This window comes from Kineococcus sp. GCM10028916, from assembly GCF_042674865.1.
GTDB lineage: Bacteria > Actinomycetota > Actinomycetes > Actinomycetales > Kineococcaceae > Kineococcus.
Window position 1 is genome coordinate 494,494 of record NZ_JBHTFM010000003.1, and the last position, 21,940, is coordinate 516,433.

Below are 21,940 nucleotides of genomic sequence, written 5' to 3' on the forward strand. Positions count from 1 at the left end.
GGTCAGGACGTGGGGTGCACGCGGAGCAGCAGGAGCGCGATGTCGTCCTCGCTGCCCGGTGACATCCGCTCCAGCAGCGTGTCGCAGAACTGGTCCGCGGGCAGCCCGGCGAGCTCGACGGCGTTGCGCCGCAACCGGTCGAGCCCCTCGTCGAGGTCCTCGTCGCGGCGTTCCACCAACCCGTCGGTGTAGAGCAGCAGCGTGTCGCCCTCGAGCAGGGCGACGGTGTGGTCGTGTCGTTGCAGGCCGGAGTCGAGCCCCAGCAGCAGGTCGTGCGGGCGGTCGAGGAGTTCCGCCCGCCCGTCGGCGTGCACCACCAGCGGGGGGAGGTGGCCCGCGCTGGACCAGCGCAGCACGCGCGTGGTGTCGGTCGGACCCTGTTCGACCCGGGCCAGGACGGCCGTCCCGAGGGTGTCGACGGCGAGGTCGCGCATCGCCCGTTCCAGGGCCTCGAGGATGCGGGCGGGGGAGTCGCGGAGGGCGTGGGCCACCCCGCGCAGGACGTTGCGCACCTGCGCCATCGCGACGGCCGCACCCCGGTCGTGGCCGGTGACGTCGCCGATCACCAGGAAGGTGCTGCCGTCGGCGACGGTGAAGCCGTCGTACCAGTCGCCGCCGATCTGGGCGCCGTCGGCGGCGGCGACGTAGCGCGCGACGAGTTGCAGGTCGCCGAAGCGGGGGAGTTCCGTGAGGAGGCTCAACTGCAGTTCCTCGGCCAGACCGCGCTGCGCGGCGGAGAGCTGCGCGTTGTCCAGGCCGAGTCCGATCTGGCGGCTGACCTCCTCCAACGTGGCGGTGTCCTCGGTGGAGAACGGTTCGCGGTCCGCGGTGCGGGCCACGGTCAGCAGTCCCCGGGTCCGGCCCCGGCCGCGCAACGGCAGGACGACGGTGGTGGCAGGAGCCAGGTCGACGAGGAGTTCGTGCGCGCGTCCGGGTTCCAGGAGGTGACCGGGGGGCAGGGCGGCGGAGTCCACCAGGACGAGGGTCCCGTGGGTCAGCGCGTCGCGGACCGGGGAGTCGTGGGCGAACGCCTCGACCCGCAGTCCGCGGTACTCCTCGAGGACCCCCCGCAGCAGGGGGTCGTGGTGCCAGGCCCCCACGTCGCGGAGACGTTTCTTCCAGGACGCCGTGCCCCCGTCCAGGGTGGACACGATGGTCCAGTCGGCGAACCGCGGCACCAGCGCACGGACGGCGTCCAGCAGGGCCTGTTCGGCGTCGAGGGTCTCGGCGAAGGCGCCGGCGACCTCGGCCAGGGCGGCGGCCCGTTCCGCGTTGCGTTCCGCTTCCTGTTGCGCCGCAATTCGTCCGCTGATGTCCAAGAAGTAGATCCCGACCCCGTCGTCGACGGGTACGACCCGGACCTCGAACCACGCGTCGAGCGGGGGTGGGTAGTAGGCGTCGAAGGACACGTTCGCGCCGCCGTCCGCGACGCGGCGGTACTCCTGGATCACCGTCGAGCCCTCGATCGTCGGGAACGCTTCCCGGACCGTCCGGCCGAGGAACTGCGCCCGCGGGGTCGCGAGGACCCGTTCGGCCTCGGTGTTGGCGTAGGTGAACCGCCCCTCCCGGTCCAGCGCGACGTAGCCGACGGCCATGGTGTCCAGCACGGTCCCGATGCGCGCCTCCCCGCGGTGCAACGCGGTCAGGTCGGTCACCGCACCCACGAACCGGTCGACGCGGCCGTCCGGGCCGGGGGAGGGTTTCCCGCGGGCGGCGATCCAGCGCAGTCCGCCGTCGGGGCGCAGGATCCGGAACTGCGCCTCGTAGACCCCGCTGGTGGCGATGGCCTCGGTCAGGAGGCGGGTGACCTCGGGCAGGTCCTCGGGGTGGACGGCGGCGTTGAAGCTGTCGATGCGGCCGCCGAAGGTCTCCGGGGTGAGCCCGAAGAGGTCCAGCAGGACGTCGTCCCAGACGAGGGAGTCGTCGGCGAAGTTCCACTCCCAGGTGCCGATCCCCGCCGCCGTGGCGGCCGACCCGAGTTCCGCGGCCCGCTGCCGGCCGCGGTAGTCGTCGGTGAGGGCAGAGATCTCGAGGTGGCCGGTGGCCGCGCTCGCGAGCTCGGTGAGGATCTCCTGCTCGTGCGCCGTCCAACCGCGGGGTTCGTGCTGGTGCACGCAGAGCGACCCGACGACGCTGCCGTCGTCGGCGATCATCGGGACCCCGAGGTAGGACCCGAGGAACCCCGTCACCACGGGCCGGCGGTCGCGCACCCGGACGTCGTGGACGGCGTCGGCGACGACGAGGGCCTGCCCCTCCTCCACGACGATGGCGCAGAAGGAGTCGATGCGGGAGGTGCTCGAACCGGCGTTCTGCGCCGTCTCGCCGGCCGCGGTGACGGTGTGCCGCACGTCGGTGACCAGCGAGACCTCGGCGGAGGTGGTGTGCAGCATCTGCGCCGCCAGCGACGTCACGACGTCGAGGGCGCCGAGCGGGGCGGCACCCAGCAGACGCTCGGTCGCGGCGATGCGGGCGTCCTCGCCGGTCTGTTCCGTCACCCGTCGTCTCCCCTCGAAGGGGTGGCGTCGAATGCTCCCCGTCACACATCATGACGCAGAGTGTTCGGTTCCGTAGGGTCGGGAGCGTCTAGAAGAGTCTAGAAGATTTGTGGGGTCAGGTGCCGGTGACGCGGACCGCGACGATGGCCACGTCGTCGTCGCTGCCGTCGGGCAGCATCCGCACCAGCAGCTGGTCGCAGAGCGTCTCCACGTCCGCCCCTTCCACCCCGGCCACAGCGTGCACGACGTCACGCAGTTCACCCAGACGGACGTCCATCGGACGGTCGCGCCGTTCCACGAGACCGTCGGTGTAGAGCAGCAGCGTCGACCCCCGCTCGAGGCGAGCCTCCTGCTGCACGCGCTGCTGACCGGCGCCGAGGCCCAGGACGATCCCCTCCCCGGCCAGGAAGCGCACCGACCCGTCCGGGTCGGCGACCACCGGGGGCAGGTGACCGGCCGTGCACCAGCGGATCACCCGGCTGCCGTCGGCGGACTCGGGGTCGAGCTGCAGGACGACCGCCGTGGCCAGCGTCGTCAGGCCGAGGCCCGCGAGGACCTCGTCGAGACGCCGCAGGACCTCGTCGGGCTGCGCGGAACGGTCGTAGGCCAGCGCCCGCACCAGGGTCCGCAGCTGGCCCATCGCGGCCGCCGCCGACACGTCGTGACCCATGACGTCACCGATGACGACGACGGTTCGCCCGTCGGGCTGGGTGAACGCGTCGTACCAGTCCCCACCGACCTGCGCGGCCTCCGCCGCCGGGTGGTAGCGGGTGGCGATGGACAGCCCGGCCGACTGGGTCGGCGGGCTCAACATGCTGCGCTGCAACGTCTCCGACGACGTCCGCTGCTGGGCGTAGAGCCGGGCGTTCTCCAGCGCCACCCCGGCCCGGGCCCCCAGGTCGCTCGCCGTCGCCAGGTCGTCCTCGGTGAAGGCGGCCCGGTCGGGGCCCGAGAGCAGCGTCAGCGAACCCGTCACCAGACCCCGCGCGCGCAGCGGCACGACGATCGCGCTGCCCAGCCCGAGACGGCGCAGGACCTGCGCGGTCTCGGTCGTCGCGACCGCGTCGACGAGGTCGTCGGTGACGGTCACCAGCGTCGGCCCGAGCTCCCCGTGCAGCACCTGCATCGAGATCGAGCCGTCGCCCAGCCCGTCGTGCAGTTCCTGGAACCGGTCGGTCTCCGCGGTCATCGCCGGGTTCGCATGCGACGCGTGGATGTGCCGCGTCCGGCCGCCGCCGTCGAGGAGGGTCGCGAACGCCCACTGGGCGAACTCCGGGACGACCAGGGAGGGCAGGAGGTCCTGCGCGGCATCGGGATCCAGGACCTCCGACAACTGCTCGGTCACCCTGGAGAGGAACTCCAGCCGGTGCCGGGCGTCGCGGGCGTAGGCCAGCGCCGCATCGCGTTCGCGCTCGGCCTGCACCCGCATCGTCACGTCCGACTGCACGCCCACGAAGTGCGTGACCCGACCGTCGGCGCTGCGGACGGGGGAGATCACCACCTCGTTCCAGAACGCCGTGCCGTCCTTGCGGTAGTTCAGCAGGAGTTCCGTGATCGTCTCGCCCGTCTCCAGGGCACGCCGGATCCGCTGGACCGCGTCGCGGTCGGTCTCCGGCCCCTGCAGGAACCGGCAGTTCTGCCCCAGCACCTCCCGGCCGTACCCGGTCACCCGCTCGAAGGCGGGGTTCACCCACACCAGCGGGTTGTCCGGCTGCGTCGGGTCGGAGATCGTGAAGGAGAGGTCGCTGGCCAGCACCGCGCGGCTGTGCAGGCGCTCCGCGGACTCCTTCGCGTCGCGGACCAGTCCCTCCTCGCGCAGCGGCAGCAACGCCACCAGGGCCAGCCCGCTGAGCTCGTCGACGGGCGCGTCCGACAACGGCAGGCCGATGACCCACAGAGCTTCACGGGCGCCCGACATGTCGGAGGACCGGGCTGCGGTGACGCGTTCGCCGTGCACCGGCTCGCCGCGGGCGATCCGGGACAGCGGCGAGGAGCCCGTCGCCGGGTCGGAGATGTCGATGCCGTCGGAAGCCTGCAGACCCGCCGCCCGCGACCAGTCGTCGACCGCGCAGGGCAGGGAGATCCCGGGAGCCAGCTGGTCCGCGAGGGGGTTGGCGAAGAGGACCACGCCGTCGGCCACCCGCACCAGCAGCACCGCACCGGGCTGACCGTGCAGGACCTGTGGCAACTGCGCGGCGGTCCCGGCGAACGCCGTCGAGTTCGTCCCGTCCATCGGAAAGAGGTTAAGCCCCACTCCGGGGTGGCGCGAGCCTGAGCGCGGGGCCCGGCGGCCGCCCCGGTGGTCCTGCCCTCACACCACGGCGACGGCCGCGGCCCGACGCCGGTCCATGACCCAGCGCAGCAGCTCCGCCGCCGGGACCGGCCGCGAGTGCAGGTATCCCTGCGACTCGTCGCACCCCGTGCGCCGCAGCAGCTCCAGCGTCCCCTCGTCCTCCACCCCCTCCGCCACGGTCCGCAGACCCAGGTGGTGGGCCAGCTCCACCGTCCCCGCGACGATCGCCGCGATCCGCACGTCGGTCAGCGCACGCATCGTGAACGAACGGTCGATCTTCAGCTCCGTGGCCGGCAGGTTCGCCAGGTAGGCCAGGGAGGAGTACCCCGTCCCGAAGTCGTCGATGCTCAGCGCGCAACCGCGCGCGGTGATCTCGTGGCACATCGCCAGCGCCCGCTCCGGGTCCCGCATCAGGGTGGTCTCGGTGACCTCCACGACCAGGCGGGAGGGGGCCGTGCCGCTGCGGACGACCTCGTCGAGGACCTCCAGCAGCTGCGGGTCCGACAGGTACGTCGTGGAGGTGTTGATCGACAACCGCAGGTCGAGCCCCGCCGCGCGCCACCGGGCCAGGTCGGCGCTCGCGGTCCGGGCCACGTGGGAGGTGAGGGCCGGCATCAGCCCGCGCTCCTCGACGATGGAGAGGAACGCGGCCGGGGCGAGCAGCCCGTGCCGGGGGTGCTGCCAGCGCACCAGGGCCTCGACGCCGACGACCTCGCCGCTGCGCAGGCAGAGCTGGGGTTGGTAGTGCACCTCGAACGGGAGGACCGTCGGGCACTCGAAGGCGGCGTGCAGGTCCTCGGCCAGATCGGCGCGCCCCCGCCAGAGCCGGTCGATCTCGTCGTCGTGCAGCGTGACGCCGCCGCCGCCGCCCTTCGCCACGTACATCGCGGCGTCCGCCCGGCGCAGCAGCTCCAGCCCGTCGAGGTCGTCGAGACCGGTGGAGGTGGCCACGCCGACGCTGGCGCCGACGTCGAAGGAGCGGCCCTCGACGATCAGGCCGCCGCCGATCGCCGCGGCGAAGGTCCGCGCGGTGCGCAGCGCGGCGGCCGCGTCGGCGCCGGTGAGGACGACGGCGAACTCGTCGCCGCCGAGCCGCGTCAGCAGTCCCCGCGGCGGGGTGAGTTCCTGCAGCCGGACGGCCGCGACCTGCAGCAGCCGGTCCCCGACGCCGTGACCGTGGTGGTCGTTGACCTCCTTGAAGCGGTCCAGGTCGAGCAGGGCCACGGCGATCGGGGCCTCACCCGCGCAGGCCTCCTCGACGGCCGCGGTGAAGGCCCGGCGGTTGCCCAGCCCGGTCAGCTCGTCGGTGCGGGCGTCGCGACGGTCGCGGTCCTGCGCGGTGATCTCGCCGACGAAGCGGAACAACCGCACGCAGGCCAGCAGCATCGCGAGCCCCGCCCAGACCAGCGCGGCGCGGGCCCCGGGGACGCTGAGGGCGGCGAAGGCCGTCACCAGACCCAGCCCGAGCGCCCCGAACGCGCTGACGGCCAGCGAGAGCGGCGACGGCACCGAGGGCCCCTTGGGCGAGGGGTGCAGCAGCGCGCACCCGCCGAGGGTCGCGGCGAGCCCGGCCCAGGACAGCGAGGCCAGGACCTGAGTCGTCTCCGAGGGGTGCAGCGCGAGGTGCGCCTGGCCGGCCAGCACCACGGCGACGCTCGCCACGACCACCCAGCCGCGGGCGTTGCGCACGGCCTGGGCCGAGATCATCACGACGAGGTAGGAGACCAGGAGCACCAGCAGGGCGCTGAGGTGGAAGGCGTGCAGCTGCGTCGCGAAGGCGCCCGCCCGGTGGCCGGCGGACGCGGCCGCCGTCAGCAGGATCCCGGTGAACGCGGCCGTGCTCCCGACGCCGAGCAGCCAGTCCGCCCGGCCGGTGCCCGACGTCGAGGTGCGCTGGCGGTTCCAGTGCAGCAGGGCGCGGTACAGGAAGAAGCACGTCGTCTGCGCGCAGGCGACGAGCGCGACGCCCGTGACGGGGGACCGGATCCCGCCGGCCCGGACGACGGTGTCGAGCGCGGAACCGAGGAGCAGCGTCCCGACGCCGAACTGGTAGGAGCGCCACACCGATCGCTCGCCGGCGGGGCGCCGCACCCGGAGGGTCAGGGCCGCGAACGAGGCGGCGATGACCGTCGTGCGGGCGAGCGCGACCACGGTGACGACCGTGTCCCCCATGACTGCCCCCTCGGTGCTCGTGGCCCCTCCCGTCCGCCATCCTGGTCATCGGCGCGGGTGATGGCTAGATCCATCGGTCGAATGGGTGAGCTCCAGGCCGGAACCTGTGTGCCGGACAGCCCGTCTCGCGGCGCGTGACACCACCCCGGTGACGCATGGAGATCGCGTGGTGACCGTCCGAGGTGGGTCCTCTCGGGTGATCCGGAGGTGGACGACCGGGGTGCACACTGACCGCGTGATCGCCTCCTACGACGACTGGTTGGACGGGCTCGACCTGACTCTCCGCGCCGAGGCCGGGCACTGTCTGCTCGCGGGGACGTACTCCCGTCGCCTCCTCCTGTCGCTGCGCGCCACCGGTCCCCGGGTCTCCCGCCGCGAACGGGGCCTGGACGACCCCGAGAAGGCCCAACCCGGCGACCCGCTCGGCGCGAACCTCCAGACCTTCCTGCGGGAGCGGCTGATGAGCCGCGCGCCCGAGCCGTCCCGGCTGACCTCCGTTGGCGCTTCCCCCCGGCGACCGTAGGTTTCGTCGTGCGTTCCCGACCGCCGGGCGCAGCGCAGGAGGAACCCGTGGCCAAGCAGACCGTCCCGTTCGTCGTCGAGGCCGAGGGGACCGGGGTCGCCCAGACCCTCACCGCCCTCGGTGACGACCCGCACCAGTTCCGGGCCGACACCCTGCCCGCCTTCGGCGGCGCCGACGCCGAACCCAGCCCGCTCAGCTACGCCCTCGGGGCCCTGACCTCCTGCCACCAGGTCACCGGCAGCCTCGTCGCCAAGAGCCTCGGGCTCACCCTCGGCCGCTGGCAGCTGCGGGCCCAGGGCGACCTCGACCCGTCGGTCATCTCCACCGGCGCCGAGGGCAACGCCAACTTCGACGCCGTCACCGTCGAGGTGACCCTCGAGACCGACGCGACCCCCGAGCAGTTCGCGCGGCTGCAGAGCGAGACCGAGCGCCGCTGCCCCGTCACCCAGCTCTTCCAGCGCAGCGGCCTCACCTTCACCAGCACCTGGAGCGCGGTCCCGCTGAGCGTCTGACGAGAAGGGGAACGTTCGGCGGCTTCCCGGACGACGGAAGCCGCTGAACGTTCCCCTTCCCTCGCGTCCTTCTGTGCACAGGGACGCTCTGGACCAGCGCCTGTGGACGGTGCGGACCGTGGGCGCGGCCGGGTGTCCACCCTCGGTGGATGGACCTCCCCGAGCGCACCGCCGACCTCACCGCTGCAGGGATCAGCAAGGACGTCCTCGCGGGGCGCCGGTTCCGTCGGGTGCACCGTGGGATCCACGTCGCCGCGGACGTTCCCGACTCCCCGGACCTGCGCATCCAGGCCGCCTCCCGGTTGATGCGCCCCGGCGACGTGCTGGGTGGCTGGGCCGCAGCCAGGCTCCTCGGCGCGCGACACCTCGACGGCATCGGCCCCGACGGGCCCCAGGACGTCCTCATCCACCTGCCCAGGACGTCGAAGCTGCGCCCGAGGCCGGGCATCCGCTACCTGCGCTCGGGCGTCGAGGACGTCCGTGACGCCGCCGGTCTGCCCGTGACCAGCCCCGAGCAGACGGTCGTCGACCTCATCCGGTGGGCGCAGGACCCGAAGGAGGGGATCGCGGCCGCGGAGTGCCTGCTGGCGACGCCGCTGGTCTCCGTCGCGGACGTCCGGGCCTTCGCGACGGCTCACCCGGGGATGCGGGGACTGCCCGCGCTGCGCGAGGTCCTCGAGCTGCTGGGCGAGCACTCGTGGTCCCCGGGGGAGACCCGGTTGCGACTGGTCTGGCAGTGCGACGCGGGTCTCGTCCGTCCCCTGGCCAACGTCGACGTGTTCACCGCCGACGGGCACCGGCTGGGTGTGGTCGACCTGCTCGACCCCGTGACCGGTCTCGTCGCCGAGTACGACGGTCGGACGTGGCACGAGCGACGGGCCCGCGAGGACCACCTGCGGGAGGCGCGTCTCGAGACCGTCGGTCTGCGGGTGCTGCGCTTCTTCGAGCCCGACGTCACCATCCGCCGACCCCGCACCGTCCACCGCCTCCACGAGGCTCAGCGGCTCGGTCTCGCCGGCGCTGGGTGGTCCGCGAGACTCTCCGACGGTCGCATCGTCCGACCCGGCGGAGGAGTGGAACCTTCGGCGGCTTCCCAGGCGCGAACGGCCGCCGAACGTTCCACTTCCTGGCGAGACCTCGCCGGTGCTGCCGCCGCGTTCACCTCGCCGGGCCCACGACGGTGACGTCGGCGCAGGACCCGACGACGGTGACGTTGCGGGTGTCCTTGCCCCGGTACAGCGCCCGGTCCGCGCCGGCCATGACCTCCTCGGCGTCCATCCCCGGCAGCCACTCGCAGACCCCGACCGTGCAGGTCTGGCCGTCGGGCACGGCGGCGCGGATGCGGTCCAGCACGTCGACGGCGTCGATCGCGGCGCAGCCGGGCAGCAGCACGGCGAACTCCTCCCCGCCCCAGCGCGAGAGCGTGTCCAGCTCGCGCAGCTGCTCGCCCGCCGCCGCGGCGAAGGCCCGCAGCAGCTCGTCGCCCGCGAGGTGGCCGCGGGTGTCGTTGTAGCGCTTGAAGTGGTCGAGGTCGAGCAGCGCGAACGTCAGCGGTGCGCGCTGCCGGGTCGCGCGAGCGATCTCCTGGCGGGCCACGTCGTCCCAGCGGCGGCGGTTGACCAGGCCGGTGAGGGCGTCGTGCTGGGCGGCGCGGGCGAGCTGGGCGTGCAGGTCGGCGCGGGCGAAGGCGTGCGCGGCCTCCGCGGCCAGCCCTTCGAGGACGACGGCGGTCGTCGGTTCCAGCACCGCGAGCCGGTGGCGCCAGATGATCCCGAGGACCCCCACGACGCGGCCGTCGGCGTCGACGACGGGCTGCCAGGCGCCCGACACCGTGCCGCAGGCCTCCGTGAGGACCGCGCTGGCGTGCGGGTGGGTCTCGACGTCGGCCACGAACACGGGTTCGCAGAACAGGTAGCTGGTCAGGACCAGGCTGACGTCGTGGCGGACGTCGACGCTCAGCACCAGGTCCTCGGGCAGGCCGACGGTCGACGTCGTCACCAGTCGCCCCTGCCCGTCGGGCTGCATGAGGTAGGCGGCGTCGGCACCGGCGATCTCGGCGGCGGCGGCGCAGACGGCCTGGCGCGGGTCCTCGGCCCTCAGCACCGTCCGGGACGCCGCAGCCAGCTGCTCGACCTTGGTGGCGTGCGTGGCCAGCCGGGCGTTCGCCTCCGCGAGGGCGGTCTCGCGGGCCCGGAGGTCGCTGAGGTCGTGCATGGCGACGACGGCTCCGAGGACCTCCCCGTCGACACCGGTGACGGTGCGGCCGTTGCAGACCACGGGGACCGGGGGGCCGTCCGGGCGGGCGATGACGATCTCGGCGTTGCTCACCGTGCCCTCCGCGAGCGTCCGCAGCAGCGGGATGTCGGCGTCGGCCAGCGGGGTCGAGCCGTCGGGGCCGTAGAGGTGGTAGTTCCCGGCGTGCTCGGCGGGATCGAGGCCGGCGTCGGCGTCGAGACCGTGCCAGGCGCGCGCGGTGTCGTTGAAGAGCAGCAGCCGCCCGTCCCGGTCGGAGACGACGATGCCGGAACCGACGCCGGCCAGGACGGCGTCGGTGAAGCGGCCGTGGCGCTCGGCCTCGGCGCGTGCCTCGACGGCTTCCGCGGTCGCGGCGGAGAGCCGGCCCACCAGTGAGCTGCGTTCGTCGCGGCCGACGGCGAGGGCGAGGCCCAGCACGGCCAGGAAGGCGACGTGGACCTGGACGACCAGGACCTGGGTGAGGGGGTCGTGGATCGAGGCGAACGGGCCGTGGCCGGTGAGGGTCCCGAGGATCGTGATCGCCGCCATCACGAGGTCGGTGACGACGACGATCGTGGTGTCGAAGCGCAGGGCCAGCCAGATCGTCGTGGCCAGCGGCAGGAACGCCAGGGGCAGTCCCTCGATGCCCCAGAACACCCCGACGTAGGCCAGCAGCGACAGGCCCAGGACGCCGGTGAGTTCCGCGTTGCGACCGGCGCCGCGCGGGAGGCGGACGGGGACGCGGTGGAAGGTGCGCAGCAGCACCGGGGTGACCAGCAGGATCCCGGCCCAGTTCCGGGTGAACCAGACGGCGATCCGGATCCAGGTCACGGGCGAACCGTTCAGCAGCATCGTCACGATCCCGCCGAGGGTCCCCACCGCGCAGGCGGCGGTCGTCACGGCGAGCAGCACCGCGAGCTGGCGGCTGCCGAAGGAGGTCGCGGCGGGGGAGAAGCAGCGTCGGCGCAGCACCGCGAACAGTTCCGCCTGCACCACGTTGGTCACGACGAAACCCGTGAGGAGGACGGGCCCGGCGCCCGTCGCCGCGTTCACGGCGACGGTGACCGCGGCGAGGAGGCCGAGGTCGAGCCAGCGGGTCCGGGTTCCGTGCTGGACGCTCAGCCACGCGGCGGCGACCCCGGCGGCGGGCCACACGACGCTCAGGCTGGTCCCGTCCATGACGGTGAGCCGCCCGAGGTAGACGGCGCCGAGGAACAGGGCGGCGAAGCAGACGCTCCGGGCCGACGCGGGAACGTCGACCCGCGGGAGGGGCCGGAGAGTCACCCTCCAGACATCGGCACGTGGAGCGGTGGAACGTAGTGCGGACACCCGTTCGGACCGGCTCAGAACTCCGTCGCTGGGACGCGGGTCTCGTCCTCGAGCCCCAAGGCGTCGGGCACGGGGTAGACGTGGGCGAGCTGCTCGCCGAGCAGTTCCCGCGGCACGGCGGGGGAGTACAACCACCCCTGCCCGAGCGGCGCGGAGATGAAGCGGCAGATGTCGGCCTGCTGCTGGGTCTCGACGCCCTCGACGACGACGCTCAGCCCGAGGCGGTTCGCGAGGTCGACGACGCACGTCACGACGGACTGGCCGTTGACGTCGTCGGTGAGGGACTGCGTCAGCGAACGGTCGATCTTGAGCACGTGGACGGGCAGCCGGCCGAGGTAGCCGAAGGCGGAGTACCCGGTGCCGAAGTCGTCGATCGCGATCTGGCAGCCCAGGCCGGCGAGTTCGGTGACGACGCGTTCGGCGGGGGAGTCCTCGTCCAGGAACACCGACTCGGTGAGTTCCAGGGTCAGCAGGTGCGGGGCGATCCGGTACTGGTCGAGGATCTCGCGGACGATGTCGGCGAAACCCGGGGACTGCAGCTGCACGACGGAGACGTTGACGGCCAGGCCGACGCCGACGGAGAACACTCCGGCCTCGTAGGCCCACTGCACGGCGTGGCGCAGGACGTGCTCACCGAGCGCGACGACGAGGTTCGACTCCTCGGCGATCGCGATGAACTCCACGGGGGAGATCCGCCCCAGCACCGGGTCCTCCCAGCGGGCGAGGGCCTCGAACTTGTCGACGCGCCCGGTCGTGAACGACACCACCGGTTGGTAGTGGACGTCGACGCCGCCCTCGGCGACGGCCAGGGCGAGGCGTTCGCGCATGAGGCCGCGGCGGGCGTGCTCGACCGCGACCGTCCCGGAGTACACCGACACGGCGCCGCCGCCGAGGTGCTTGGCGTCGCGCAGGGCGATGTCGGCCTGCACGAAGGGCGCCATCACGTCGCCGACCGCGTCGGGGTCGGTGCCGTCGGGCGCGCGGCCGGCGACGCCGGCGACGGCGGTCAGCGGGAAGCGTCCGGCCCCGGCGACCTTCGCCGGTGCGGTGGTGATCGCGGCGATGAGGCTCTCGGCGTGGCGCAGGCAGTGCGCGGGGTCCCCGCGCAGGACGACGGCGATCTGGTCGCCGCCGGTGCGGTAGGCGCTGCCGTCCAGATCTCCGACGACGAGCAGGACCTCCTCGGCGGCGGCCCGGATGAGGGCGTCGCCGGCGCTGACGCCGAGGACGTCGTTGACGTCGTCGAGCCCGACGAGTTCCAGCAGCACGAGCGACTGGTCGTGGTCGGGTCCGGTGAGGGCGCGTTCGAGCAGGGTGCGGTTGCCGAGGCCGGTGAGGGCGTCGTGCAGGGCCAGGAACTTCAGGTGCGCGGTGGTGCGGTCGATCGAGCGCGCCGTCGCGGCGTGCCGGATGGTGAACGTGACGAGCACGGTGATGAACGTCGCGAACAGCACGGGGTCGGCGCGTGGGAACACGACGAGCAGCAGGATGTCGACGAGCAGGACCGGGCCGGGGATCAGCGAGGCGACCTCGAGGCGGCGGGCGGCGCGTTCGGCGTCGGCCCCGCCGTGACGGACGACCCCGTCGCGCGGCAGCGTCAGCAGCCCGACGATCCCGCCGGCCATCGCGAGGGCGGCGGCGACGCCGGCGATCGCGACGTCGTGCGGGAGGCAGACGGCGACCACCGCGGTGGCGACCCCGTTGACGGTGAGGCCGGTGGCCGAGACCCGCAGGCGGGGCTGTTCGACGCCGAGCGCGACGGCGGAGCCCGCGACGAGGGAGGCCGCGACGACGACCAGCAGCGTCGCGGCGTTCTCGCCGCCCGTCCCGCTGTGCCCGGTGCGGGCGAACGCGTCCCAGCCGAGGGTGATCAGGGCGCTGCCGAGCATCAGCGCGTCGACGACGAGGGGCGGGTCGTCGCTGCCCGCGCGGGCCCGGACGAGGAGCTGCAGGAGGACGGCCAGCGCGCCGAGCTCACCGAGGGCGAACACGACGTGGGACAACGGGAACGGGCCGAGGTCGAGGTCCGGGAGGAGCCCGGCGACGACCGCGCCCAGCCCCCACAGGACCCCGGCCGCGAGGTACTTGGCGGAGTTGTGCCCGCGGTGCAGCACCATCAGCGAGACCGCCGTCACGACGATGGACGCGACCCCGACGACGACGACCGCTGTGCGCGGTGTCCCGGGGACCACGGTCGCCAGGTGGGCGAGGACCGCGGCGAGCGCCAGCAACGCGACGCCACCGACGACGCGGCCCGCGGTGGGACGCGTCGGGGCGAACGGGGCGGCGGCCATGGTTGTGGTCTCGGACAGTTGATCTTGGGACTTGACGCGAGAGGTTGCCGCGGGTGGTCACAGTGCACGGGGACGCACAGCGGAACGTCCGGCGCCGGTCGAGGTGCTCTCGGGACGCCGGACGTTCCCCTTCTGGAGCTCAGGACACCCGGAAGGACGAGGTCACGTCGTTCCAGCCTTCGGGGACGTTCTTCCCGCTGCCGTAGTTGGTGTACCGATCGCCTGGCCGCGGAACCCGGTGTTGATGTACAGCTTCACGTCGCAGCCGTTGTAGTCGCGCACGGAGCTGATGGCGTCGTTCCAGCCGATCGTCGTGAGGTCGGAGAAGCTGAAGTCCGCGTCCGTCGTCGTCGACGTGCAGGGGCTGCTGCCGTAGTAGGAGAGGACGTTGCCCGTGAAGTTCGCGCCGGAGTAGGAGCGGGCGCGCAGGGTGTCACCGTCCCCGCTGCAGATGGACCTGTTGGTCGCCGCGGACGTCGTGCTGGTCATCGACACCGTGAGAGCGGCGGCGGTCAGGGTGACGGCGAGCACGCGGAGGGGTTTGACGGCCATGACGATCGCCTGGAGTGAGGGGGTGGGTGAGGCCGGCGGCCTGTTCAGCTTCGGTGGGCCTCCCGGGGTGAGGCGACAACGCCTCGGCTCCACTGCGCAGGCGGGCGGGAGAGTTGCACCGTGTGGGTTACGCAGCTCTGCGTATCCGGGCCCGGTGGCTGCTTCCACCGGCTAGGCCCCGATCGGGACTGTCCCGTCGAGCCGCCCGCAACCCCCCAGGACCGGCAGCAACCCCAGTTCGTGTCCCCGCAGGACGGCCTGCAGCCGGTCGGTGACCGAGAGGGCTCGGTAGAGGTTCTCGAGGTGCTTGTGGACCGTGCGCTCGCTGATCCCCATCTGCCGTCCCATCGCCGCGGCGGTGAGTCCGCCCGAGAGGTGGCACAGGATCGCGTGCTGACGGGTGGTCAGGGCCGTGCCGTCGTGCGCCGTGCCTGCCTCGTCCACCACCACTGCCGACGAGCCTGGGAGTGCTGGCCGCCACCGCAGGCGCAGTGCGCCGTGTCGCGTGGGCAGGGTCCCGACCGCGCGGGTGGGGCTGAGCGTGGACCGGCTCAGTCCGACCAGGGTCGAGACCGGCACCTGGTGCCGGTCGAGCAGCTCCGCCGCCACCTCGTTGAGGTGGGTGACGACGCCTCCGCGTGCCAGGACCAGACCCGCTCCTCCACTGACGGCCTGGTCGAGGTCCAGCACCAGCGAGCTGCGGTCACGGTCGTGGGCGGCCCGGCGCAGGAAACCTTCGAACGCGGCCAGGACCTCGACGTCGTCGTCGTCGAAGGGGCGGCTCCGGTTGACGCCCCAGCCGTGGGTGCGTCCGTTCTCGGTGACGTGGGCCGTGAGCAGGGCGTACGGGACGCGGTTGGGTTCCAGCAGGTGGCGGCGCATCGGGTTCTTCGCCCAGGTCTCGGGTGAGCAGAGGTCTTCCACCCGGCTGGCGCGCAGGTCGCCGTGGGTGATCAGGTGGACGAGCGCGGGGTTGCTCTCGAGGATGGCCCGGGCGTGCGCGGGCACCGAGGGCCGCAGCAGCTCCGGGATCTCGGTGATCCGGGAGGTGTTCGCCGGCCCGAGGTCGACGTCGGCGGCGACGTCTCCCGGCACCAGCCGCAGGAGCGACTGGAGACCCACCAGGAGTTGGGTCCCCGGGTCCGGCTCCTCCAGGAGGGCCATGCCCAGGTCGTGCACGAGCCGCCACCGCGTCGCCGTGAGCATGGGCGACGTCTTAACACGTCCCGCTACTCAGTGCGCATTCAAAGTTTCGTGGCGTCACCTCACTGCGCTGAACGAGTGCTGGTGTCCTGGCCCCTGGATCTCGGGGAAGATGGATGGCGGCCCGCAGCACGGACGTGGGCGGGTGAGTCGATGCAGTGGGAGTGGTGGGTTCTGTGGCCAAGGGCAAGATCCGGTCGTTCGACGACGAGCGGGGGTTCGGCTTCATCAAGAGCTCGGACGCTCCCGACGACGTGTTCTTCCACATCAAGGACGTCGCGGGCGCCGAGAACGAGGACCTGTCCGAGGGCGTCTGGGTGGACTTCACCCTCACCGAGGGCGACCGCGGCCTGAAGGCGACCCAGGTGCGCCTGCAGTCCCCGTCGCGCACCGCCGGTGCGAGCACCGGTCGCGCGCCGGCCGCCTCCTCCGAGCGTCCCCGGACCTCCGCCCCCCGCAGTGGCGGGGTGCTGCCGATGGACCAGTACCGCCGCGAGATCACCGAGATCCTGCTCAGCGCCGTCGACGACCTCGAGGGCCGTCAGATCGTCGCGCTGCGCGACGTGCTGACCGACTACGGCATCGACCGCGGGTTCGTCTCCGAAGGTCGCTGACCTTCGGGCGTCGGGAGGGTGCTGCGGCCGGTGCCGCAGCCCCGTCCCCCCGGGGAGGTCCGGAGTGGAGCGTTCCGCGTCTCTCCGAGCCCCGGTGGGCCGCTGAACGTTCCACTCCCCGGCGGTGCGGGTCGAGTGGAGCGTTCCGCGTCTCCCGGTGCTCGCCGAGCCGCTGAACGCTCCAGTCGACGACCTCAGCGCACCGGCTCCGCCGACACGGGGTACTCCCGACCCAGCTCCGCGGAGATCCTGTCCGCGGTGACCGCTGCGGAGTACAGCCAGCCCTGCCCGAGCCCGGCGGAGATCTGCCGGCAGATCGCGGCCTCCTCGTCGGTCTCGACGCCTTCGACGACGACGGTCAGCCCGAGGCGGTTGGCGAGGTCGACGACGGCGGTCACGACGGACAGGCCGTTGCCGGCGCCGGTCATCGACTGCGTCAACGACCGGTCGACCTTCAGGACGTGGACGGGCAGCCGGTCGAGGTAGCCGAACGCGGAGTAGCCGGTGCCGAAGTCGTCGATGGCGATCTGGCAGCCGAGCGCCGCGAGCTCGGTGACGACGCGTTCGGCGGGGGAGTCGGAGTCCAGGAACACGGACTCGGTGAGCTCCAGCGTCAGCAGGTGCGGCGGGATCCGGTAGTGCCCGAGGATCTCGCGCACGACGTCCGCGAAGCCGGGTGACTGCAGCTGCACGACGGACACGTTGACCGCCAGCCGCGCACCGGAGGCGAACACCCCCGCGGCGTGCGCGCTGGCGACGGCCCGGCGCAGGACGTGCTCGCCGAGGGCCACGACGAGGTTGGACTCCTCCGCGACGGCGATGAACTCGACGGGCGAGATGCGTCCGAGCTGCACGTCGTCCCAGCGGGCGAGGGCCTCGAACTTCTCGACGCGACCCGTCGTGAAGTTCACGATCGGCTGGTAGTGGACGTCGACCCCGCCCTCGGCGACGGCCAGCGCGAGGCGTTCGCGCAGCAGCAGGCGACGGGCGTGGGCGCTGGCGACCTCACCGGAGTAGACCGACCACCCGGGGCCGCCCGTGGCGCGGGCAGCGCGCAGGGCCAGGTCGGCGTGGACGAGGGGGACCATCGCGCCGGCTTCCTGGCCGCGCAGGCCGGCTTCGACGCACGCGACCCCGGCGACGGCCTCGACGGGGAAGCGTCCCGCGCCGGTGACCTGCAACGGCGCGGCGCTGATCGCGGCGAGCGCGGCGGGCAGGTGGGTGACGACCTCCTCGGGGCGGCCGGGCAGCAGCACGGCGAACTCGTCGTGGCGGACGCGGAACGTGGTGCCGCCGTGGGCGGTGACGTGCTCGCGCAGGTTCGCCCCCGCGGCCCGCAGGACCTCCTCGCCCACGGCCACCCCCAGGACGTCGGTGACGTCGTCGAGCCCGCCGAGCTCGAGGATCACCAGCGACTGCGCGGAGTCGGGGGCCGTGAGCGCCTCCGCCAGGGCGGCACGGTTGCCGAGGCCGGTGAGGGAGTCGTGCAGCGCCTGGAACGACAGCCGCGCGTGGGTGCGGTCGATGGCCCGGGCGCTCGCGGCCTGACGGACGGCCGCCACCACGATGACGACGGCGATGAAGACGAACTGCACCCCGTCGGCGCGGGGGGAGACTGCGAACGCGACGGTGTCGGCCACCAGCAGAGCCACCACGGGCAGGCTCGCGAGCCGCATCCGGCGCACGGCCTGCGTCGCGGCGGTCCCCCCGTGGCGGACCATCCCGCCGCGCGGCTGGAACGCGACGAGCATGGCCGCGGCGACGACCCCCATGACCGCGCCGATGTTGCCGGCCGCGGGGTCGCGGGTGGAGGTGACCGCGGTGAGGACGGTGCCGGCCGCACCGATGGCGATGCCCAGGTGCGCCAGGCGCAACCGCGGGTGCTCGACCGCCAGGACCGCGGTCGCCGCCGCGACGAACGCGCCGACCGCGATGACGAGCGCGGCGCTCGTGTTCCACCACCCGTCGCCCCGGTACCCGCACCGGGCGAACACGTCCCAGGAGACGGACGCGGTGATCGCCCCGAACAGCAGGGCCTCCACGAGCAGCGACTCGTCGTCCCGCACCACCCGGGCGACCCGCAACTGCTGGACGGTGAGGCTCAGCATCCCCAGCAGGGACACCGCGTGCAGCAGGTGCGGCGCGGGGAACGGTCCGATCAGCAGCGCCGGGTAGGCCCCCGCGACGATCGTCCCCACCGAGAACACCGACGCCGCGAGCACCCACCGGGAGGTGCTCGACCGGGTGCCACCCCGGACGACGAGGGGGAGGGCGACGCAGACGGCCAGGCAGGCGAGCCCCAGCAGGAGCTTGAGCTGCACCGCCTCGTCCCACCGGCGCTCGCCGACGTAGGCCAACGGCACGAAGACGGCCAGGACGGCGGTCGAGAGCGCCGCCCGCCAGGCGAGCCGTGGGAACGTCATGGCGAGAGGTTCGGCGCGGCGGACCGACGGCTGGATGGGCCGAGTGCGTGACGCCGGGCCCGGACGGAGCCTGGAGTGCGCCCGTCGTCTCCGGAGAGGTCCGTCTGCCGGCGACCCTCAGTCACCGCACGTCGTGGGCTCTCCAGCGCATTACCTATGGGAGGGATCCGCAGCGTGATCCTTCCCGTCACACTCTGCGACGGCGGTCCCGATGAACCAGGAGGGGATGGCCCGGAAGGGGTCACCCACTTGAGCCACTGCGAGTGATCACCCGTGCGTGGCTGGTGACTCCACCCGATGTGACTACTCCAGATGGGTTACTGGGACCAGTGGTACGGATGATGCTGCCCGTTACCGAACTGTAACTTTTACTTGCCGGACACAAACCCGCAGGTCACAGGCAGTATGCAGGCCACGACACGCCGTGGCGGCTCCGGATCTTTCATTACTCCTCGTGTTGCTGGTGTGACTCTCGTGTACGTTCGGTTCTGTCACCGAGTCACTCCGCTGAGTAGCGGGGAGGGCGGGGTGGCGAGGCCCGAACTGGGCCGGCCCCTCACGGGGGGGAACTCACTTTCACATGCCTTGGAGGCAATCGTGACCGCAGCAACCTCCCGGTTGCGCCGGCGTGGTATCGGGGCCGGCGTCGCGGCTCTCGTTGGACTGTCCGGCCTTGGCTTCGCCGCCATGCCCGCTCAGGCCGCAGCTGGTTTCAACCCCGCCGCTACCCAGGTTTCTGGCGTTGACCGCTTTGACACCGCCGCGCAGATCGCCACGAAGGCGTTCACGACGGCCACCACCGTCGTCGTCGCCAACGGCGACCGCGCCATCGACGCTCAGGCCGGCGCGTACGTCGCTGGTCTGAACAACGCGCCGATCCTGCTGACGCAGAAGAGCAACGTCCCGACCTACACCGTGGACGCCATCAAGAAGCTCGGCGCCACCAAGGCCATCGTCCTCGGTGACTCGAACTCCGTCGACGCCACGGCCCTCGCCCAGATGACCGCCGCCGGCCTCACGGTCCAGGTCGTCTCGGGTACCGACCGGTTCGCCACCGCCGCCGCGATCTACAACCTCGGCACCACCAAGGCCTCGACGGTCTTCTTGGCCCGTGCGGACCTCCTCGCCGGTCAGGTTTCTCCGGACGCGCTCGCGGCTTCCCCGCTGTCCTACGACGGCACCCCGGTGCTGCTGACGAACGCTGGTTCGCTGCCGCAGGCGACCGCTGACGCCATCAAGAACGGCGGCGTGAAGAACGTCGTCGTCCTCGGCAACGCGATCACCGACTCGGTGAAGACCGCCATTACCGCCCTCGGCGCGACCGTCACCACCATCGCCGGTGACGACCGCTCGCTGACCGCGCAGAAGATCGCGGACTACGGCATCGCGCAGGGCAAGTTCCTGAAGACCACGGCGACCATCGCCAACGGCGACAAGATCGATGCCCTCGCGGCCGGCCCCTGGGCCGCCAAGAACAGCGCGCCGATCCTGCTGACGCTGGGCACCAACTCCCTCGGGACTGGTACCACCAACTACCTGACGGCGAACGCATCGACGCTGACCACGGGTGTTGCTTTCGGTGACACGAACAGTGTTCCGGCAACGCTCACGGCGGCTGCGAAGACCGCAGCCGGTGGGAACGTCACCAGCCTGCAGACGGTGGCGGTTGCTCCGACCGCGGCGACCAGCTTCACCCTGGCCGACGAGGGCGTCCCCGCCACCGCAGCGTCGGATGACCGTACCTACACGGTCACTGGCCTTACGGCGGGTACCACGTACCGCATGACATTGGTCAACGCTGACAGCATCCGTACCGCGGCCGACGGCAGCGTGACGTTCCTCAGCAGTGCTGACGCGGCGTCCCCGAGCGGCTTCTCGGTCGACCCGGGTGCGGACATCGCGAACATCACGTCGGTAAACAATGCCGCCCCGCCCTTCACCACTGTCACCACTGGTGGTGCTCCGGCTGAGAACATCGCGTCTCGTACTGTGACGGTGCAGCCGGTCAACGGCAGCATCACCTTCACTGTCGACGGCACCGACCCGGGTAGCGTTGTTCCGGTCGTTTACGTCAACGGCGCTGCGGGACAAACTGCCAGCAATGGTGGTACCAGCACGCGTCTCGAGACAAGCGCGACGGTTGGCGGGGCCTACGCGGCGGCGACGGAAAGCTACGGTCTCGGTGGTGCGGTCGCGTACGTAGCGACCCGCGCTGCAAACGGTGCCTTCGGTACGAACGTGACGTCCGGTCCGACGGCGATCGGCGGTAGCGCGACCATCACGGCGGTTGACAAGACGGGGAACACGTTCACCGCGACCGTCGACACCGATTCCGGGGCTACGAACACCCCCGGCGCTCGTTCCTTCGCCTTTGACGCCAACGACACATTCACCGTCGGTGGCGCTTCGGTCGGCCTTGACACTTTCAAGGCCGCACTGAGCGCGGGTGACTCTGTCCAGGGGTCGTACGCGACTGACGCGGGCGGGGTCAGCACCTTCGCGCTCACGGATGTCAACCCGCTGGCGCCGACCACGGTCGCTGCCGTGGCCGGGGCCACCAACTCCACCCTGAACGACATCACCGTCACGGTGACGCCGGCGGACGCGAACTACGACTCCGTCGTCATCCAGCGCGCACCGGTTACGGGCGGCACTGTGGGCACCTACGCCACGATCGCCTCGCCCACCACGGACGCCGACTTGGTCGCTAATGGGTTCCAGTACATGGACAACGACTTGGCCGCGGGTACCTACCGATACCGTGCGGCCGTCGTCAACGACGGCGATCAGGGCGACTACACGGCGGCAACCGTCGACACGACGTCGACGGCTCCCAGCACCGACAGCACGGCGCCGACCGCTCTCGACACTCGCGTCGGCACCAACGGTGCAGGCAGCGCACTCACGCTGAACAGCGGGGCCACGTTCACTGTCGCGTTCAGTGAGCCGGTCAACCTGCCCGCTTCGGGCGCCACGATCCGCCTGAGCGATGCCGATGGCACGGTCATCGACTACGTCGTGGGTGCTGCTGGGCCGGCGACCACCGTTACCCGTAACGCCACCGCGACGACCATCGGTGGTACCAGCTACGCGATCAACACCGTGCTCACATTCACGGTGGGCACTCCCACGCAGCTGACTCCGGGTACGGCCGCCGGGCTCAGCCTCCCGACGGGGATCACTGCACAGTCCGGTGTCACGGACGTCAACGGCAATGCCTGGAACATCTCTGGCAGCGCGGACGCCACGATCGACAACGAGTGACCTGATTGATCTAGGAAGGGGGCCCAGTCGA

General features: G+C 72.2%; 13 protein-coding genes. 5 read left to right on the forward strand and 8 right to left on the reverse strand.

Annotated elements, in window-relative coordinates; genetic code table 11:
* Window positions 1-2: 2 nt before the first annotated feature.
* The 3 genes from ACFQ46_RS04940 to ACFQ46_RS04950 all read right to left on the reverse strand — a co-directional run bounded on the left by ACFQ46_RS04940 (window position 3) and on the right by ACFQ46_RS04950 (window position 6,960).
* Entirely contained in the window at window positions 3-2,495 is a 2,493-nt protein-coding gene (locus ACFQ46_RS04940) for a SpoIIE family protein phosphatase (protein ID WP_380257753.1), read from the reverse strand.
* Window positions 2,496-2,610: 115 nt separating this feature from the next.
* On the reverse strand, window positions 2,611-4,728 hold the full coding sequence (locus ACFQ46_RS04945; protein ID WP_380257755.1) for a SpoIIE family protein phosphatase: 2,118 nt from the start codon (window positions 4,726-4,728) through the stop codon (window positions 2,611-2,613).
* Between the two features lie 78 nt (window positions 4,729-4,806).
* Complete coding sequence (locus ACFQ46_RS04950; protein WP_380257757.1) at window positions 4,807-6,960, reverse strand: putative bifunctional diguanylate cyclase/phosphodiesterase; 2,154 nt, start codon at window positions 6,958-6,960, stop codon at window positions 4,807-4,809.
* Between the two features lie 235 nt (window positions 6,961-7,195).
* Between ACFQ46_RS04950 and ACFQ46_RS04955 the strand changes: the two genes are divergently transcribed.
* The 3 genes from ACFQ46_RS04955 (at window position 7,196) to ACFQ46_RS04965 (ending at window position 9,179) form a co-directional block, all read left to right on the forward strand.
* Window positions 7,196-7,483 (forward strand): hypothetical protein, encoded by a 288-nt coding sequence (locus ACFQ46_RS04955; RefSeq protein ID WP_380257759.1) that lies wholly within the window; start codon window positions 7,196-7,198, stop codon window positions 7,481-7,483.
* Window positions 7,484-7,530: 47 nt separating this feature from the next.
* Window positions 7,531-7,995, forward strand: coding sequence for an OsmC family protein (locus ACFQ46_RS04960; RefSeq protein ID WP_380257761.1), 465 nt, complete (start codon window positions 7,531-7,533; stop codon window positions 7,993-7,995).
* A 149-nt stretch (window positions 7,996-8,144) separates the two neighbouring features.
* On the forward strand, window positions 8,145-9,179 hold the full coding sequence (locus tag ACFQ46_RS04965) for a DUF559 domain-containing protein (protein ID WP_380257762.1): 1,035 nt from the start codon (window positions 8,145-8,147) through the stop codon (window positions 9,177-9,179).
* Here the strand turns inward: ACFQ46_RS04965 and ACFQ46_RS04970 are convergent.
* The 4 genes from ACFQ46_RS04970 to ACFQ46_RS04985 form a co-directional block, all read right to left on the reverse strand.
* Window positions 9,154-11,514 carry a diguanylate cyclase domain-containing protein gene (locus ACFQ46_RS04970; protein WP_380257764.1) on the reverse strand — a complete coding sequence of 787 codons (2,361 nt, stop codon included), beginning with the start codon at window positions 11,512-11,514 and terminating at the stop codon, window positions 9,154-9,156. The two genes, ACFQ46_RS04965 and ACFQ46_RS04970, sit on opposite strands and share 26 nt — an antisense overlap.
* A gap of 59 nt (window positions 11,515-11,573) precedes the next feature.
* Window positions 11,574-13,853, reverse strand: coding sequence for a putative bifunctional diguanylate cyclase/phosphodiesterase (locus tag ACFQ46_RS04975; protein WP_380257766.1), 2,280 nt, complete (start codon window positions 13,851-13,853; stop codon window positions 11,574-11,576).
* 162 nt (window positions 13,854-14,015) lie between these two features.
* Window positions 14,016-14,405 carry a peptidase inhibitor family I36 protein gene (locus ACFQ46_RS04980; protein ID WP_380257768.1) on the reverse strand — a complete coding sequence of 130 codons (390 nt, stop codon included), beginning with the start codon at window positions 14,403-14,405 and terminating at the stop codon, window positions 14,016-14,018.
* A 171-nt stretch (window positions 14,406-14,576) separates the two neighbouring features.
* Window positions 14,577-15,611 carry a response regulator transcription factor gene (locus ACFQ46_RS04985; RefSeq protein ID WP_380257770.1) on the reverse strand — a complete coding sequence of 345 codons (1,035 nt, stop codon included), beginning with the start codon at window positions 15,609-15,611 and terminating at the stop codon, window positions 14,577-14,579.
* Between the two features lie 173 nt (window positions 15,612-15,784).
* Between ACFQ46_RS04985 and ACFQ46_RS04990 the strand changes: the two genes are divergently transcribed.
* The gene (locus tag ACFQ46_RS04990; RefSeq protein WP_328294293.1) at window positions 15,785-16,222 is read left to right on the forward strand and encodes a cold shock domain-containing protein; all 438 of its coding nucleotides are present in this window, start codon (window positions 15,785-15,787) and stop codon (window positions 16,220-16,222) included.
* Between the two features lie 194 nt (window positions 16,223-16,416).
* Here the strand turns inward: ACFQ46_RS04990 and ACFQ46_RS04995 are convergent, their stop codons facing one another.
* Window positions 16,417-18,645 carry an EAL domain-containing protein gene (locus ACFQ46_RS04995; protein WP_380257772.1) on the reverse strand — a complete coding sequence of 743 codons (2,229 nt, stop codon included), beginning with the start codon at window positions 18,643-18,645 and terminating at the stop codon, window positions 16,417-16,419.
* 597 nt (window positions 18,646-19,242) lie between these two features.
* Between ACFQ46_RS04995 and ACFQ46_RS05000 the strand changes: the two genes are divergently transcribed.
* Window positions 19,243-21,909 (forward strand): beta strand repeat-containing protein, encoded by a 2,667-nt coding sequence (locus tag ACFQ46_RS05000; RefSeq protein WP_380257774.1) that lies wholly within the window; start codon window positions 19,243-19,245, stop codon window positions 21,907-21,909.
* The last annotated feature ends 31 nt before the right edge of the window (window positions 21,910-21,940 follow it).